Source organism: Pseudomonas hygromyciniae (genome assembly GCF_016925675.1).
In the GTDB taxonomy this organism is placed as follows: Bacteria; Pseudomonadota; Gammaproteobacteria; order Pseudomonadales; family Pseudomonadaceae; genus Aquipseudomonas; species Aquipseudomonas hygromyciniae.
In genome coordinates, this window is record NZ_CP070506.1 from 5898917 (window position 1) to 5914699 (window position 15783).

At 62.1% G+C, this 15783-nt stretch carries 16 protein-coding genes; 11 read left to right on the top strand and 5 right to left on the bottom strand.

The genetic code is table 11. The annotated features are described in order from the left end of the window. Window positions 1-59 precede the first annotated feature (59 nt). The 3 genes from spoT to JTY93_RS26785 are packed head-to-tail and all read left to right on the top strand — an operon-like array spanning window position 60 to window position 3382. The gene (spoT, locus tag JTY93_RS26775; protein WP_032856810.1) at window positions 60-2165 is read left to right on the top strand and encodes a bifunctional GTP diphosphokinase/guanosine-3',5'-bis pyrophosphate 3'-pyrophosphohydrolase; all 2106 of its coding nucleotides are present in this window, start codon (window positions 60-62) and stop codon (window positions 2163-2165) included. Between the two features lie 37 nt (window positions 2166-2202). Then, complete coding sequence (gene ridA, locus JTY93_RS26780; RefSeq protein ID WP_025130815.1) at window positions 2203-2583, top strand: deaminase RidA; 381 nt, start codon at window positions 2203-2205, stop codon at window positions 2581-2583. A 55-nt stretch (window positions 2584-2638) separates the two neighbouring features. After that, a complete protein-coding gene (locus tag JTY93_RS26785) occupies window positions 2639-3382 on the top strand; it encodes a hypothetical protein (RefSeq protein ID WP_169991066.1) in 744 nt (247 codons plus the stop codon). 48 nt (window positions 3383-3430) lie between these two features. On the opposite strand, the gene JTY93_RS26790 is transcribed toward JTY93_RS26785, so the two are convergent. After that, window positions 3431-4282 carry an SDR family oxidoreductase gene (locus JTY93_RS26790; RefSeq protein WP_205476804.1) on the bottom strand — a complete coding sequence of 284 codons (852 nt, stop codon included), beginning with the start codon at window positions 4280-4282 and terminating at the stop codon, window positions 3431-3433. Between the two features lie 190 nt (window positions 4283-4472). Here JTY93_RS26790 and exbB point away from each other — a divergent pair, with 190 nt between their 5' ends. From exbB to JTY93_RS26820, 6 genes are all read left to right on the top strand, one after another. Further along, window positions 4473-5486, top strand: a complete 1014-nt coding sequence (gene exbB, locus JTY93_RS26795; RefSeq protein ID WP_205476803.1) for a tonB-system energizer ExbB — start codon at window positions 4473-4475, stop codon at window positions 5484-5486. Between the two features lie 6 nt (window positions 5487-5492). After that, window positions 5493-5918 carry a TonB system transport protein ExbD gene (gene exbD, locus JTY93_RS26800; protein ID WP_029289838.1) on the top strand — a complete coding sequence of 142 codons (426 nt, stop codon included), beginning with the start codon at window positions 5493-5495 and terminating at the stop codon, window positions 5916-5918. Beyond that, complete coding sequence (locus JTY93_RS26805; RefSeq protein ID WP_029289840.1) at window positions 5915-6661, top strand: TonB family protein; 747 nt, start codon at window positions 5915-5917, stop codon at window positions 6659-6661. The genes exbD and JTY93_RS26805 overlap by 4 nt, the downstream gene beginning before the upstream one ends. A gap of 190 nt (window positions 6662-6851) precedes the next feature. Next, a complete protein-coding gene (locus JTY93_RS26810; RefSeq protein WP_057444217.1) occupies window positions 6852-7772 on the top strand; it encodes a hydrogen peroxide-inducible genes activator in 921 nt (306 codons plus the stop codon). Window positions 7773-7780: 8 nt separating this feature from the next. Continuing rightward, complete coding sequence (gene recG, locus JTY93_RS26815; protein WP_057961010.1) at window positions 7781-9856, top strand: ATP-dependent DNA helicase RecG; 2076 nt, start codon at window positions 7781-7783, stop codon at window positions 9854-9856. A gap of 211 nt (window positions 9857-10067) precedes the next feature. Beyond that, entirely contained in the window at window positions 10068-11468 is a 1401-nt protein-coding gene (locus JTY93_RS26820) for an aminoacyl-tRNA deacylase and HDOD domain-containing protein (protein WP_205476802.1), read from the top strand. A 130-nt stretch (window positions 11469-11598) separates the two neighbouring features. Here JTY93_RS26820 and JTY93_RS26825 read toward each other — a convergent pair whose 3' ends face one another. From JTY93_RS26825 to JTY93_RS26840, 4 genes are all read right to left on the bottom strand, one after another. Continuing rightward, window positions 11599-11973 (bottom strand): helicase, encoded by a 375-nt coding sequence (locus JTY93_RS26825; RefSeq protein WP_205476801.1) that lies wholly within the window; start codon window positions 11971-11973, stop codon window positions 11599-11601. Between the two features lie 320 nt (window positions 11974-12293). Beyond that, a complete protein-coding gene (locus JTY93_RS26830) occupies window positions 12294-12569 on the bottom strand; it encodes an HU family DNA-binding protein (RefSeq protein WP_003213368.1) in 276 nt (91 codons plus the stop codon). A gap of 190 nt (window positions 12570-12759) precedes the next feature. Then, window positions 12760-13908, bottom strand: a complete 1149-nt coding sequence (locus tag JTY93_RS26835; protein ID WP_092232176.1) for an NAD(P)/FAD-dependent oxidoreductase — start codon at window positions 13906-13908, stop codon at window positions 12760-12762. Window positions 13909-13946: 38 nt separating this feature from the next. After that, window positions 13947-14114, bottom strand: a complete 168-nt coding sequence (locus JTY93_RS26840) for a rubredoxin (RefSeq protein WP_003213373.1) — start codon at window positions 14112-14114, stop codon at window positions 13947-13949. A gap of 196 nt (window positions 14115-14310) precedes the next feature. Here JTY93_RS26840 and JTY93_RS26845 point away from each other — a divergent pair, with 196 nt between their 5' ends. After that, window positions 14311-14874, top strand: coding sequence for a chorismate--pyruvate lyase family protein (locus tag JTY93_RS26845; protein WP_169990953.1), 564 nt, complete (start codon window positions 14311-14313; stop codon window positions 14872-14874). Then, window positions 14874-15764 (top strand): 4-hydroxybenzoate octaprenyltransferase, encoded by an 891-nt coding sequence (ubiA, locus tag JTY93_RS26850; protein WP_205476800.1) that lies wholly within the window; start codon window positions 14874-14876, stop codon window positions 15762-15764. Before JTY93_RS26845 ends, ubiA begins: the two co-directional genes overlap by 1 nt. Window positions 15765-15783: the final 19 nt, after the last annotated feature.

The window sequence follows — 15783 nt, forward strand, 5'->3', positions numbered from 1 at the left end:
CCTATGCCTGGTCGACGTAGCACGGCGCGGGGTCACAGCCTTCGGCAGGAGTTAACACTTTGCCGAGTATAGACGCCCTCGCCGATCGCTTATCGACCTACCTCGGTACCGACCAGGTCAACCTGGTCCGCCGAGCGTATTTCTACGCCGAACAAGCCCACGACGGCCAACGCCGCCGCAGCGGCGAGGCGTATGTCACCCATCCTCTTGCGGTGGCCAATATTCTTGCCGACATGCACATGGACCATCAGAGCCTGATGGCCGCGATGCTGCATGACGTGATCGAAGACACCGGCATCGCCAAGGAAGCGCTCAGTGCGCAATTTGGCGAAACCGTGGCCGACCTGGTCGACGGGGTCAGCAAGCTGACCCAGATGAACTTCGAGACCAAGGCCGAGGCCCAGGCCGAGAACTTCCAGAAAATGGCCATGGCCATGGCCCGGGATATCCGGGTGATCCTGGTCAAGCTGGCCGACCGGCTGCACAACATGCGCACGCTGGAAGTGCTGTCCGGTGAAAAACGCCGGCGCATCGCCAAGGAAACCCTGGAAATCTACGCGCCCATCGCCAACCGGCTGGGCATGCATGCCATTCGTATCGAATTCGAAGACCTTGGCTTCAAGGCCATGCACCCGATGCGCTCGGCGCGCATCTATCAGGCGGTCAAGCGCGCCCGGGGCAATCGCAAGGAAATCGTCAACAAGATCGAAGAGTCCCTGAGTCATTGCCTGGCAATCGACGAGATTGAAGGCGAAGTCAGCGGGCGGCAGAAACATATCTACGGCATCTACAAGAAGATGCGCGGCAAGCGTCGGGCGTTCAACGAGATCATGGACGTGTATGCGTTCCGGATCATCGTCGACAAGGTCGATACCTGTTACCGCGTACTGGGCGCTGTACATAATTTGTACAAACCCCTGCCGGGACGTTTCAAGGACTACATCGCCATTCCCAAGGCCAACGGCTATCAGTCGCTGCATACCACGCTGTTCGGTATGCATGGGGTGCCGATCGAGATCCAGATCCGCACCCGGGAAATGGAAGAGATGGCCAACAACGGCATCGCTGCCCATTGGCTGTACAAATCCAGCGGCGACGAGCAGCCCAAAGGCACCCATGCCCGCGCCCGCCAGTGGGTCAAGGGCGTGCTGGAAATGCAGCAACGTGCCGGCAACTCCCTGGAATTTATCGAAAGCGTGAAGATAGACCTGTTCCCGGACGAGGTCTATGTGTTCACGCCCAAAGGCCGAATCATGGAGCTGCCCAAGGGCTCCACGGCGGTCGACTTTGCCTACGCGGTACACACCGACGTCGGCAACAGCTGCATCGCCTGTCGGATCAATCGTCGCCTGGCCCCGCTGTCGGAGCCGCTGCAAAGCGGCTCCACCGTGGAGATCGTCAGCGCACCGGGGGCCCGTCCGAACCCGGCGTGGCTCAACTTCGTAGTCACCGGCAAGGCGCGTACCCACATCCGCCATGCGCTGAAGCTGCAACGCCGGTCCGAGTCCATCAGCCTGGGTGAACGCCTGCTGAACAAGGTACTCAACGGCTTTGACAGCTCCCTGGAAAAGATCCCCGCCGAGCGCGTGCAGGCGATCCTCCACGAGTACCGCCAGGAAACCATCGAAGACCTGCTCGAAGATATCGGCCTGGGCAACCGCATGGCTTACGTCGTCGCCCGTCGCCTGCTGGGCGAAGGCGAGCAGTTGCCAAGCCCCGAAGGCCCGCTGGCCATTCGCGGCACCGAAGGTCTGGTACTGAGCTACGCCAAGTGCTGCACGCCGATCCCGGGCGACCCGATTGTCGGGCACCTGTCCGCCGGCAAAGGCATGGTGGTGCACCTGGATAACTGCCGCAATATCAGCGAAATCCGCCACAACCCGGAAAAATGCATCCAGCTGTCATGGGCCAAGGATGTGACCGGCGAATTCAACGTCGAACTGCGAGTGGAGCTGGAGCACCAGCGCGGGCTGATCGCCCTGCTGGCCAGCAGTGTCAACGCCGCCGACGGCAATATCGAAAAAATCAGCATGGACGAACGCGATGGTCGCATCAGCGTGGTCCAACTGGTGGTCAGCGTGCACGACCGTGTGCACCTGGCCCGCGTGATCAAGAAACTGCGTGCCCTGACCGGGGTTATCCGCATCACTCGCATGCGCGCATAACGCCCCCCTATAGCCCGGACATTACAAGGAGTCATTCATGACCAAGACTGTTATCACCAGCGACAAGGCACCTGCCGCCATCGGTACTTACTCCCAGGCGATCAAGGCCGGCAACACCGTCTACATGTCCGGCCAGATCCCACTGGATCCAAAGACCATGGAGCTGGTTGAAGGCTTCGAAGCCCAGACCGTACAAGTCTTCGAGAACCTCAAGTCGGTAGCCGAAGCAGCGGGCGGTTCGTTCAAGGACATCGTCAAATTGAACATCTTCCTCACCGACCTGAGCCACTTCGCCAAGGTCAACGAGATCATGGGCAAGTACTTCGAACAACCTTACCCAGCCCGCGCCGCCATTGGCGTTGCCGCCCTGCCCAAGGGTTCGCAGGTTGAGATGGACGCGATTCTGGTCATCGAGTAATACATTCGGCGCAACCCCAGGGGTTGCGCCGACTTCGTTTTAAAAGGATTTCGTAATGCGCAAAGCGCTCGTTGCCTCCACGCTGCTCACCCTGTTCCTTGGCGGCTGCGCCAGCAATCCTGCCGCCCGGGATGTGAGCGGCACCTGGATCAACCAGGTCGCCATCGATGCGGCGTCCAAGGGCGGCCCTTTGCGTGAAGCTCTGCAGGCCTATGGTCCGAACCTCGAATGGGAGGTCAATACCCGGGCCAACCAGGCACGCTACTTCAACGGCTTTGAACGCCCTGAAGGCAAGCTTGAAGGCGAAAAAGCCGGCACCTGGAATGTCGATTTCTACGGCAGCTCAACCACCGAACTCAAGCGTGATGGCAAGCAGTTGCTGCAAGTGGCGAACGACAATGAGCCCGAGCAGTTGTTTGATCGCCCTAAAGACCCTGCCCCCGAAGGCGCGCCCCTAGGCGCCAACTTCGAACGGGCGCTGTACTCGGCCTATATGGGCGGTAGCTGGAAAATCACCAGCGGCAGCGGCCTGGGCGAGACCGTACAGTTCCAGGCCAACGGCCAAGTCACCGGCCTGCCCGGCGCGGACCAATACTCACTGTGCCTGGCCGGCGATTGCGCCTCTATGAGCGGTGGCTACGACAGCATCTGGCTGCAAAAGAGCGGCCAGGGCAACCCGTGGATCTTCAGCCGCAATGACAAGCAACTGGAGATTTTCCAGGCGATCAATACGTCCCAGGCCGATGAAGTGCCTTCGTTTACCCCCGGGCCGCGCCAGTGGTTGCTGGAAAAACAGTAACCTAGATGTGTGAGCGAGCAAGCCCGCTCACACATTTTTGACCGCGTTTCAGCCTTTGAGAATAGCGGCGTAGCCTTCGCGATAACTGGGATAGATTGGCGTCCAACCCAGGGCCTTGGCCCGCGTATTGCTGCACTGCTTGCTGCCCGCGCGCCGCACACTGGCGTCTTCGGCCCATTCGGTCACGCCAAGGTACTCACGCAGCCAGCCCACGACTTCAGCCAGCGGCGCAGGCGCGTCATCGACGCCGATATAGACCTTGTCCAACGAACCGCCCTGCTCTACATGTCGCAGCAGAAAAGCCAACAACCCTGCCGCATCATCGACATGTATCCGGTTGCCATATAAAGGTGGCTCAACCGCCACGCGATAGCCCTGGCGCACCTGGCTCAACAACCATTCACGCCCAGGCCCGTAGATACCGGTCAAACGCACGGCCGTGGCCGGGATACCACTGTTGAATGCCACTTGCTCGGCTTCCAGCATCACCTGCCCGGAATAGCCGACGGCCTGAGTGGGCGAGGTCTCATCGACCCATTCACCATTTTGCTGCCCATAAACGCTGCTGCTGGACACAAACAACAGCTGCTTGGGCTGCTGGCCATAGTCGCCAAGCCACTCCAGCACATGCTGCAAACCCTCGACGTAGGCCTTGCGATAGCCCGCCTCGTCATGGTCGGTGGCGGCTGCGCAGTACACCAGGTAGTCCACACCACCGATCGGCCAGGTGTCAGGACAATCCTTTTTGAACAGGTCGCCGGCAATCCCGATCACCCCTTCCGGCAGGCGCGAGATATTACGCCGCAGACCATGCACCTCCCAACCCGCAGCCAGCAATTGACTCGCCAGCCGACTACCTACATCACCACAACCGGCAATCACCACAGAAGGCGCAGACATCACAAAACTCCGTTCCCAAAGGTCTAGATTAGCCCTCCCAGGTGACCAGCGGCCAGAAAAAGCACAAATAAAGTTACTGTATTACTTCTGTTAACAAGAATTACTTGCAATAATAAACCCCCATTCGTCCTCGGCCGTCCTCCGGTCTGGCAGGACAACTACTTATTTTCAACTCTTAGGTCCGGCCAGCATGACACGCAATAACCTCCCCGCTTCGCCAACCAAGCCTCACAGTCCATCCCGCGCCTGGCGTGCGATTGCTGCGGTGCTGTTCAGCGCCCTGCTGGCTCCGACCGCCGCGTTCGCCGATGCCACTGCGCCGGCGACCCCACCTGCCGCTACCGCACCAGCCCCGGCTGCGGCCGCCGCACCTGAGCAAAATGCCGCCGTACCAGGTGCCCCGGCTGCCTCACCTGCTGCCACCGACCCTGTCGCCACCGAGGGTGTGACCCCGCAAGATGAAACCGGCGTGGTCCTGGAAGAAGACAACACTCTGGGCATGGCCCACGACCTGTCGCCGTGGGGCATGTACCAGAACGCTGACATCATCGTGAAGATCGTTATGATCGGCCTGGCCATCGCTTCGATCATCACCTGGACCATCTGGATCGCCAAAGGCTTCGAGCTGCTGGGCGCCAAACGCCGCCTGCGCACTGAAATCGCCAACCTGAAAAAAGCCACCACCCTTAAAGAAGCCAGCGAAAGCGCGGCCATCAAGGGCACCCTGGCGCACCTGCTGGTGCACGACGCGCTGGAAGAAATGCGCCTGTCGGCCAACACCCGCGAAAAAGAAGGCATCAAGGAGCGCGTGAGCTTCCGCCTCGAGCGCCTGGTAGCGGCCTGCGGTCGTAACATGAGCAACGGCACTGGCGTGCTGGCAACCATCGGTTCTACCGCGCCGTTCGTCGGTCTGTTCGGTACCGTATGGGGCATCATGAACAGCTTCATCGGCATCGCCAAGACCCAGACCACCAACCTCGCCGTCGTCGCCCCCGGCATCGCCGAAGCCCTGCTGGCAACTGCGCTGGGCCTGGTCGCCGCGATTCCTGCAGTGGTGATCTACAACGTATTCGCCCGCTCGATCGCCGGCTACAAGGCCCAGGTGTCGGATGCTTCGGCAGAAGTCCTGCTGCTGGTCAGCCGTGACCTCGATCACTTGCCTACCGAGCGCAGCTCGCAACCGCACATGGTGAAAGTGGGGTAATCGGCCATGGGCCTGCATTTGAATCAAGGTGACGACGAGCTCGTCGAGAACCACGAAATCAACGTCACGCCGTTTATCGACGTGATGCTGGTGCTGCTGATCATCTTCATGGTGGCAGCACCCTTGGCTACGGTGGACATCAAGGTCGACCTCCCCGCCTCCAGCGCGAAACCCGCGCCCCGGCCGGAGAAACCGGTGTTCCTCAGCGTCAAGGCTGACCAGCGCCTGTTCCTGGGCGAAGAAGAAGTCAAATCCGAAACCCTCGGCGCGGTGCTCGATGCGCGCACCCAGGGCAAGAAAGACACGACGATCTTCTTCCAGGCCGACAAGGGCGTGGACTACGGCGACCTGATGAGCGTGATGGATGCCCTGCGGGCCGCCGGCTACCTCAAGGTCGGTCTGGTCGGACTTGAGACGGCAGCCAAAAAATGATCACGACGCGCCACAAACTGACGCGTTATGGCACCAGCCTCGCCGTCGTGCTGGGCGTCCACGCCGTCGCGATCATCCTCGCGTACCAGTGGTCGGCGCCACATATGGTGCAGTTGCCACCAGCGGCCATGGTCATCGACCTGGCGCCGCTGCCGGCACCACCGCCTCCGGCCCCGCCGAAGGTGGTGACGCCTCCGCAACCACCAGCACCGGTGGAAGAGCTGCCCTTGCCGAAACTGGCAGAGGCCCCCAAGCCGACGATTTCCGTGCCCAAGCCGGTCAAACCCAAGCCTAAGCCACAGCCGCCCAAGCCTGAGAAGAAGATCGAGCCGCCCAAGGAGAAACCTTCCGAGGATCCGCCAAGCGAAAGCCCGGCGAATAATGCGCCTTCGGAAAAGTCGGCGCAGCCGCAACCCGGCCCTTCGCCGGCGCAGATCGCGGCCAAGGCAACGTGGGAAAGTACGCTGCTCGGTCATTTGGCGAAGTACAAGAAGTACCCGCCAGGCGCCCAGGCCCGTGGCAAGGAAGGCTTGAACCGCTTGCGGTTCGTGGTGGATGCCGAAGGTAAGGTGCTGTCCTATGAACTGGTGGGCCGCTCCGGCAACGCCGATCTGGACCGCGCTACCCTGGAGATGATCCGTCGCGCCCAGCCGCTGCCCAAGCCACCGGCCGACATGTTGAAAAACGGCAGCATCGAAATCGTTGCGCCGTTTGTCTACAACATCGAGAAACGCCGCCGCTGACCCAGTGGGAGCGGACTTATCGGATCGCGGCGGTGCGGCGATCCGACAAGCCCCCTCCCACATTCAGGACCCGCTTCAGCGTTAAGCAAAATCCCCCGCACAAACCGCTCAATCCCCCATCTAGTTCTGATAACGTGCGCCTATCGATTGCAGCCGGTATGCTTGGCCCGCAACCTCATGGACGCCCGCTATGACTCTTACAGAATTGCGCTACATCGTGACCCTCGCCCAAGAGCAACACTTCGGCCATGCCGCCGAACGTTGCCATGTCAGCCAGCCGACGCTGTCGGTGGGCGTGAAGAAGCTTGAAGACGAACTCGGTGTGCTGATTTTCGAGCGCAGCAAAAGCGCCGTGCGCCTCACCCCGGTAGGCGAAGGCATTGTGGCCCAGGCCCAAAAGGTGCTGGAGCAGGCCCAGAGCATTCGTGAACTGGCCCAGGCCGGCAAGAACCAGCTGACTGCCCCGCTCAAAGTCGGCGCGATCTACACCGTCGGCCCGTACCTGTTCCCGCACCTGATTCCGCAACTGCACCGCGTCGCGCCGCAGATGCCGCTGTATATCGAAGAAAACTTCACCCACGTACTGCGCGACAAACTGCGTAACGGTGAGTTGGACGCGATCATCATCGCCCTGCCGTTCAATGAAGCCGACGTGCTGACATTGCCGCTCTACGACGAGCCGTTCTACGTGCTGATGCCCGCCTCCCACCCGTGGACCCAGAAAGACACGATCGACGCCAGCCTGCTCAACGACAAGAGCCTGCTGCTGCTCGGTGAGGGTCATTGCTTCCGCGACCAGGTCCTGGAAGCCTGCCCGACCCTGACCAAGGGCAACGATGGCGCCAAGCACACCACCGTCGAATCCAGCTCCCTGGAGACCATTCGCCATATGGTGGCGTCCGGCCTGGGTATTTCGATCCTGCCGTTGTCGGCCGTGGACAGCCATCACTACGCCGCCGGCGTGATTGAAGTGCGTCCACTCACCCCGCCCGTGCCGTTCCGCACCGTGGCGATTGCCTGGCGCGCCAGCTTCCCGCGCCCCAAAGCGATCGACATCCTCGCCGACTCAATCCGCCTGTGCTCGGTGGCCAAGCCGCCTGCTGCGAGCTAAGCAAGCGTATGACTGAGCTTTCGCAGGTGTCGGTGACGGCACTCAAGGGTGTCGGTGAAGCCATGGCCGAGAAACTGGCCAAGGTTGGCCTGGAAAACCTCCAGGACGTGCTGTTTCACCTGCCCCTGCGCTATCAGGACCGCACCCGCGTAGTGCCCATCGGCCATCTGCGCCCTGGGCAGGATGCCGTGGTCGAAGGCACCGTCAGCGGTGCCGATGTGGTGATGGGCAAGCGCCGCAGCCTGGTGGTGCGCCTGCAGGACGGCACCGGCGGCCTGAGCCTGCGCTTCTACCATTTCAGTAACGCGCAAAAGGAAGGCCTCAAGCGTGGTACCCGTGTGCGTTGCTACGGCGAAGCCCGGCCGGGCGCGTCGGGCCTGGAAATCTACCATCCGGAATACCGTGCCATTACCGGCGACGAACCGCCTCCGGTAGACACCACCCTCACCCCCATCTACCCACTCACCGAAGGCCTGACGCAACAGCGCCTGCGCCAGTTGTGCATGCAGACCCTGACCCTGCTCGGCCCGCAGAGCCTGCCCGACTGGCTGCCGCAAGAGCTGGCCCGCGACTACCAATTGGCCCCCCTGGCTGACGCGATTCGCTATCTGCATCATCCTCCGGCCGATGCCGATGTGGATGAGCTGGCCCTGGGGCATCACTGGGCCCAGCATCGCCTGGCCTTCGAAGAGTTGCTGACCCACCAACTGTCCCAGCAACGCCTGCGCGAAAGCATGCGCTCCCTACGTGCCCCGGCGATGCCCAAGGCCACGCGCCTGCCCGCGCAGTACTTGGCCAACCTCGGTTTTGCGCCGACCGGCGCGCAGCAGCGCGTAGGCAATGAAATCGCCTACGACTTGAGCCAGAAAGAACCCATGCTGCGCCTGATCCAGGGCGATGTTGGCGCCGGCAAGACCGTGGTCGCCGCCCTGGCCGCACTGCAGGCCCTGGAGGCCGGTTACCAGGTGGCGCTGATGGCGCCGACCGAGATCCTCGCCGAGCAGCACTTCATCACCTTCAAACGCTGGCTCGAACCCCTGGGCCTGGAAGTGGCGTGGCTGGCGGGCAAGCTCAAGGGCAAGAACCGCACGGCCGCCCTGGAGCAGATCGCCGCCGGCGCGCCGATGGTGGTCGGCACCCACGCGCTGTTCCAGGATGAGGTTAAATTCAAGAACCTGGCCCTGGTGATCATCGACGAGCAGCACCGTTTCGGCGTGCAGCAACGCCTGGCCCTGCGCGAAAAAGGCGTGGGCGGGCGGATGAACCCGCACCAGTTGATCATGACCGCCACGCCGATCCCGCGCACGCTGGCCATGAGTGCCTACGCTGACCTCGACACCTCGATCCTCGACGAACTGCCGCCGGGCCGAACGCCCGTCAACACGGTGCTGGTCACCGACACCCGCCGCGTCGAAGTGATCGAGCGCGTGCGCGGTGCCTGCGCCGAAGGGCGCCAGGCCTATTGGGTTTGCACGCTGATCGAAGAGTCCGAAGAGCTGACCTGCCAGGCCGCCGAAACCACCTACGAAGACCTCACTAGCGCCTTGGGCGAGCTCAAGGTCGGGCTGATCCATGGGCGCATGAAGCCTGCGGAAAAAGCCGCGGTGATGGCCGAGTTCAAGGCCGGCAACCTGCAACTGCTGGTGGCGACTACCGTGATTGAAGTCGGCGTGGATGTACCCAACGCCAGCCTGATGATCATCGAAAACCCCGAGCGCCTGGGCCTGGCGCAACTGCACCAACTACGCGGCCGTGTCGGCCGGGGCAGTGCCGCCAGCCACTGTGTGTTGCTCTACCATCCGCCGCTGTCGCAGATTGGCCGCCAGCGCCTGGGGATCATGCGCGAGACCAACGACGGCTTCGTGATCGCCGAAAAGGACCTGGAACTGCGCGGCCCCGGCGAGATGCTCGGCACCCGCCAGACCGGGCTGCTGCAATTCAAGGTGGCCGACCTGATGCGCGACGCCGACCTGTTGCCCGCCGTACGCGACGCCGCCCAGGCCCTGCTGGAGCGCTGGCCGCACCACGTCAGCCCGCTGCTGGATCGCTGGCTGCGCCACGGCCAACAATATGGCCAGGTCTGACCCCGCGCCCCTGTAGGAGCGAGCTTGCTCGCGAAGAACTCACAGGCGCCACGTATATGCCGGTGCCCCGCTTAATCGTTAAGGTTCCTCGCGAGCAAGCGCGCTCCTAAAGTAACGGGACCGCCAACACCATCACAAACCACAGTTAGACACCCCTGCGCCGGACCAAGCTGGTTATACTCCAAGCAAATGTAGGAAATTGGATCCGGCCATGTCAGAACTTGCCCACGCCACAGCCCCGCCGACCGCACCCACGGTCATTCGGGACCTGCTCGCAAAACTCGCCGTCAGCTACAAGGAAGTCGCCGAACACCCAGGCCTGAACCCAGCGCGCAAGGTTCAAGCGGTACTGCTCGATGACGCCGTGGGCGCCCTGATGGTGCTGTTCCCCCAGAGCCAGCTGCTGGATCTCAATCGCCTGACCGAACTGACCGGCCGCAACCTCACCGCCGTGGCTCCGGAACGCCTGGAGCGTATGCTCGGCAAACACAGCCTGAGCCTGCTGCCTGGCCTGCCACCGCTGACCAGCTCACCGTGCCTGTACGAAGAAAGCCTGCTGCGCGAGCCGACTTTACTGGTGCACTCGGGCGAAGCCACGGTGCTGCTGGAAATCGCCAGCGAAGACTTCAAGCGCATGCTGAACAAAGCCAGTGCGGCCAAATTCGGCGAGCCCTTGAGCAGCATCCGGCCCAACTTCGACCGCCCCAACGACGACCGCGACGAGATCTCCCAGGCGATGCAGGCGTTTACCGCCCGGCGCATCCAGCAACGCCTGGAAGCCACCATCGAGATCCCGCCGCTGGCCGACACCGCGCAGAAGATCATCAAGCTGCGGGTCGATCCCAACGCGACCATCGATGACATCACTGGCGTCGTGGAAACCGACCCGGCCCTGGCCGCGCAAGTAGTGAGCTGGGCGGCATCGCCGTACTACGCCTCGCCGGGCAAGATCCGCTCGGTAGAGGACGCCATTGTGCGCGTGCTGGGCTTCGACCTGGTGATCAACCTGGCCCTGGGCCTGGCGCTGGGCAAGACCCTGAGCCTGCCCAAGGACCATCCGCAACAGGCCACGCCTTACTGGCACCAGTCGATCTACACCGCGGCAGTGATCGAAGGCCTGACCCGCGCCATGCCCCGCGCCCAGCGCCCGGAAGCCGGCCTGACCTACCTGGCGGGCCTGCTGCACAACTTTGGCTATCTGTTGCTGGCCCACGTCTTCCCGCCGCACTTCTCGCTGATCTGCCGGCACCTGGAGGTCAACCCGCACCTGTGCCACAGCTATGTCGAGCAGCACTTGCTGGGGATCAGCCGCGAGCAGATCGGCGCCTGGCTGATGCGTTACTGGGATATGCCGCAAGAGCTGTCCACGGCCCTGCGCTTTCAGCACGACCCAAGCTACGACGGCCAGTACGCCGAATACCCGAACCTGGTGTGCCTGGCCGTGCGCTTGCTGCGCGGGCGCGGGATTGGCTCCGGGCCTGAAGCCGAGATTCCAGACGAGCTGCTGGAGCGCCTGGGCCTGGACCGGACCAAAGCGGAGGATGTGGTGAGCAGGGTGCTGGATGCTGAGGTGTTGCTGCGGGAGTTGGCGTCGCAGTTCAGCCAGGGGTAAATCTGGCGTCTGTTGTATCGCTATCGCGAGCAAGCCCGCTCCCACATTCGACTGCATTCCAAAGGTGGAACCCGGTCAAATGTGGGAGCGGGCTTGCTCGCGAAGAGCTCACCTCGGTCTGACTGAAGCCCTACTTCTTTTTCTTCGGCTTCAAATACTTGGTCAACCCCTGGAACCACATCACCAGCGCCGGGTTGCCCTTGATCTGGATCGACTTGTCCTGAATCCCCGTCATGAACGCCAGTTGCTTGTTCTTCGCCTGCATCGTGGCGAAGCCGTAGGCGGCGTCTTTAAAGGCAATGGCGAACGCAGGCTCAGGGTGGACACCCGAGCGGCTGGTGATGCGCTGGTGTTTGACGATGAAGTGACGGGCAACCTTGCCGTCGAGGGTCTGCAACTGGAACGCCAGGTCCTTGTCACCCAACTGCTGTTGGAACGCGGGGTTGTTGCGGCTGGCTTTGGCCATCATCAGGCCCAGCACCCACAGGAGAAAACGAAATTTCATGCACACGGCCTCAGTGTAATTATTGGGTGGCCGCAGCAGTTTAACGATTTGTGCGCGGAACGCTACCGATCTCCCGCGTTAGCAGGAGATCGGCTGGCGTTTACCGCTTATAGCAACAACTTGGCTTAAACGTTAGGGCAAGGTACCGGCGCCCAGTCGGCCCGTCATAGTCAGGTCATTGGCCCGCTGCAAAAACCCGCTGTTGCGCCAATGCTCCCACTTCACCCCCCAAGAGCACGCCCCAACAAAAATGGGCACCCGACCCAGTCGGCGTGCCCATTTTTCATACCTCCCCGCCTCCCTTCGAGACGGTGCTGCGCTTACGGGTTGACGCTGTCTTTGAGCGACTTGCCCGGTTTGAACGCTACGGTGTTGCTGGCCTTGATTTTCACTGGCTCGCCGGTTTGCGGGTTTTTGCCGGTGCGGGCGCCGCGGTGGCGTTGCAAGAAGGTGCCGAAGCCAACCAGGGTGACGCTGTCTTTGCGGTGCAATGCGCCAGTAATTTCTTCAAGAACGGCGTTGAGGACGCGGTTGGCCTGTTCTTTGGTCAGGTCTGCTTTTTCTGCAATGGCGGCTGCGAGTTCTGGTTTACGCATAGGTGAAGCCTCTTTGACGGTTTTTTGTTGTTATGTCCGTGCTGCTCTCTGCTGGAGCAGCGCCAAGGCGCCGCAGGCTCTACTCTGCGGCAGACGGGAGTGAGGATGGCATGCCATTGGTGCCTGCGCCAGTCTCGCAGCGACCTTTCTAGGGGGAAAAAGGTGGTTATTCCGACAGAACGACCAGCATTTACGCCAGCAGTGGCGGAAGTTCTTTATTCAGGGCCAGTTTTTCCATGACTGCCGTGCCGGTAAGCGCGTAGCCCAGCAGACGGCCGCTGGCGTCGCGGCACAAGGCTTTGATGTCGCCGCCCTGCCCTTCGACGCTCCACACGCCTTCAGTGCCCCGTGGCGGTGGCGAGACCACCAGCGGGCACGCCGGGGTTTTCACCGTGACCGGCATCGGCCCGTAGTTGACGGCCGTGGCGTTGCCCGCCAGGGTCTGGGCCAGGGCGCGGGCGCAGCTCATCAGGGGCATGACGTACAGCAGGTTCAGGCCATCGACCTCGGCGCAGTCGCCCAGGGCGTAGATATTGGCGTGGGAGGTCTTGAGGTGGCGGTCGACCATGATCCCACGGTTGATTTGCAGGCCGGCCGCAGCCGCCAGGTCCACCCGTGGACGCAAGCCAATGGCGGAGACCACCAGGTCGCATTCGATTACCGTGCCATCGGAGAGGTGGGCTTCCAGGCCGTCAGCCGTGCGCTGAAGGCGGTTGAGCACCGGCCCCAGGTGGAAGCGCGCACCGAGGCCTTCGAGCCCGGCCTGCACCGCTGCAGCCGCTGCCGGGTGCAGCAGGGTCGGCATGACTTGCTCGCACGGCGCCACCAGGTCGATGGTGTAGCCGCCGAGGATCAGGTCGTTGGCAAACTCACAGCCGATCAGGCCAGCGCCCAATAGCAGCACGCGGCGCTTGCCGGCGGCGGCGTGGCGAAAGCGCGCGTAGTCTTCCAGGTCGTTGATCGGAAAAATCAGTTCAGCGGCATCGCCCTCGACCGGTACCTGTACCGTCTGGGCGCCCCAGGCCAGGATCAGGTCGCGGTAGGCCACCGCCTCCTCGCCAATCCACAGGCGCTTATGACCAGGATCGATGCCGCTGATACGGGTATGGGTGCGCACTTCAGCCTTGAGTTGCTCGGCCATGGCGCCAGGGGTCGCCATGCTCAGGCCATCGGCATCCTTGTTTTTGCCAAAGCCGGTGGAGAGCATGGGCTTGGAGTAGGAGCGCCCGTCATCTGCGGTGATCAGCAACAGCGGGGTTTCGCTGTCGAGCTTGCGAAACTCCCGAGCCAGGTTGTAACCGGCCAAGCCCGTACCGATGATCACGACAGGTGCGCTCATTCCATTCTCCTTGTAGTACGTTTCTTAAATTCAGCGAATCAACCGATTTCGATCATTTCGAAATCCATTTTGCCGACGCCACAGTCCGGGCACAGCCAGTCTTCCGGGACGTCTTGCCACAGGGTGCCTGGGGCGATCCCATCATCCGGCCAACCGTCCTTCTCGTCATAGATCAGGCCGCAAACTACACATTGCCACTTCTTCATTACTTGCTTCCTCAGGGTCCAGGCTTACTGGCCGACAGTCGATAGATCCAGCATTGCCGTCCGGCTCAGGGCGTTTTGTACTGATCGGGGCGCCCAGATGCAAGCACGTTCGGCCCAATGTCCCGGCGCAGCCCGGCAAAAATTCGGGTGACCATGGTAAGCTCGGCGCCTCATTAACTGCCAATAATGACTCCCCGTGCCGCATTCGATTGCCGTTCCCGATGCTTGCCAATGGTTGAACCAGAGCCTTCTGCACCCTCTGCCCGCACCTCCTGCCCTCGACTGGCTGTTCGATGAGGGCTCGCTGACCCGCCGCCTGACGCACCTGTCCAACGATGGTTTCAGTGTTACGCCACTGTTCGAAGGCTGGCAGCCCCTGCGAGACGACGAATGCGCCGCCCTCGACCTGCCAGCCGCCAGTATCGGCTGGGTCCGCGAGGTGTATTTGCGCGGTCACGGCCAGGCCTGGGTGTTCGCCCGCAGCGTGGCGGCGCGCAGTGCCTTGCAGGGCGACGGCTTGCATATGGATGAATTGGGCAGTCGTTCCCTGGGTGAGTTGCTGTTTTGTGACCAGGCATTCACCCGCCAGGCCATCGAGGTCTGCCACTACCCACGCGCCTGGCTGCCGACGGCGGATCAGGCCAATGGCTTGTGGGCGCGGCGCTCGCGCTTTGATCGCGGCGCGTTAAGTGTCTTGGTGGCGGAAGTGTTCCTGCCGAGCCTGTGGCAAGCAGTGCACCAATCTGTGGAGAATTGCTGATGTATCAGCGCCTGCTCAAATCCCTGGACCATCTGAACCCACGGGCCTGGGACTTCGTTCAATTGACCCGGATGGACAAGCCCATCGGCATCTATCTGCTGCTGTGGCCCACCCTGTGGGCGCTGTGGATCGCCGGCAAGGGCTCGCCGTCGTTGAGCAATATCGTGATTTTTGTCTTGGGCGTGACACTGACCCGGGCAGCGGGCTGTGTGATCAATGACTGGGCTGACCGCAAGGTCGACGGCCATGTGAAGCGCACCGCGCAGCGCCCGCTGGCGAGCGGCAAGATCAGTTCCAAAGAAGCTTTGGTGTTCTTTGCGGTGCTGATGTCCATCAGTTTCCTGCTGGTGCTGCTGACCAACGCCGCCACCATCTGGCTATCCCTGGGCGGCCTGGCGCTGGCTGTCAGTTATCCCTTCATGAAGCGCTACACCTATTACCCGCAGGTGGTGCTGGGCGCAGCGTTTTCCTGGGGCATGCCCATGGCGTTTACCGCCGAGACCGGCAGCCTGCCGGCCATTGCGTGGCTGCTGTATATCGCCAACCTGCTGTGGACGGTGGCCTACGACACCTATTACGCGATGACCGACCGCGATGACGATCTGAAAATCGGCGTCAAATCCACCGCGATCCTGTTTGGCGATGCCGACCGGATCATCATCCTCACCCTGCAGGGGTTGGCGCTGCTCTGCCTGCTGCTGGCGGGCTCGCGCTTCGAACTGGGTGGCTGGTTCCATCTGGGGCTAGTGGCGGCGGCAGGGTGTTTTGCCTGGGAGTTCTGGTACACCCGGGATCGCGACCGGATGAAATGCTTCAAGGCGTTTTTGCACAACCATTGGGCCGGGTTGGCGATTTTTCTCGGGATTGTGGCCGATTACGCCTTCCGATAACCGTGGCGAGCGGGGCAAG

What these genes read in the sequence shown, in the direction of transcription:
- JTY93_RS26805 (WP_029289840.1), top strand. Translation starts at nt 5,915, where the DNA reads ATGATCACGACGCGCCACAAACTGACGCGTTATGGCACCAGCCTCGCC.
- exbD (WP_029289838.1), top strand. Translation starts at nt 5,493, where the DNA reads ATGGGCCTGCATTTGAATCAAGGTGACGACGAGCTCGTCGAGAACCAC.
- exbB (WP_205476803.1), top strand. Translation starts at nt 4,473, where the DNA reads ATGACACGCAATAACCTCCCCGCTTCGCCAACCAAGCCTCACAGTCCA.
- ubiA (WP_205476800.1), top strand. Translation starts at nt 14,874, where the DNA reads ATGTATCAGCGCCTGCTCAAATCCCTGGACCATCTGAACCCACGGGCC.
- JTY93_RS26820 (WP_205476802.1), top strand. Translation starts at nt 10,068, where the DNA reads ATGTCAGAACTTGCCCACGCCACAGCCCCGCCGACCGCACCCACGGTC.
- JTY93_RS26825 (WP_205476801.1), bottom strand. Translation starts at nt 11,973, where the DNA reads ATGAAATTTCGTTTTCTCCTGTGGGTGCTGGGCCTGATGATGGCCAAA.
- JTY93_RS26840 (WP_003213373.1), bottom strand. Translation starts at nt 14,114, where the DNA reads ATGAAGAAGTGGCAATGTGTAGTTTGCGGCCTGATCTATGACGAGAAG.
- ridA (WP_025130815.1), top strand. Translation starts at nt 2,203, where the DNA reads ATGACCAAGACTGTTATCACCAGCGACAAGGCACCTGCCGCCATCGGT.
- JTY93_RS26810 (WP_057444217.1), top strand. Translation starts at nt 6,852, where the DNA reads ATGACTCTTACAGAATTGCGCTACATCGTGACCCTCGCCCAAGAGCAA.
- JTY93_RS26835 (WP_092232176.1), bottom strand. Translation starts at nt 13,908, where the DNA reads ATGAGCGCACCTGTCGTGATCATCGGTACGGGCTTGGCCGGTTACAAC.
- JTY93_RS26830 (WP_003213368.1), bottom strand. Translation starts at nt 12,569, where the DNA reads ATGCGTAAACCAGAACTCGCAGCCGCCATTGCAGAAAAAGCAGACCTG.
- recG (WP_057961010.1), top strand. Translation starts at nt 7,781, where the DNA reads ATGACTGAGCTTTCGCAGGTGTCGGTGACGGCACTCAAGGGTGTCGGT.
- JTY93_RS26790 (WP_205476804.1), bottom strand. Translation starts at nt 4,282, where the DNA reads ATGTCTGCGCCTTCTGTGGTGATTGCCGGTTGTGGTGATGTAGGTAGT.
- JTY93_RS26785 (WP_169991066.1), top strand. Translation starts at nt 2,639, where the DNA reads ATGCGCAAAGCGCTCGTTGCCTCCACGCTGCTCACCCTGTTCCTTGGC.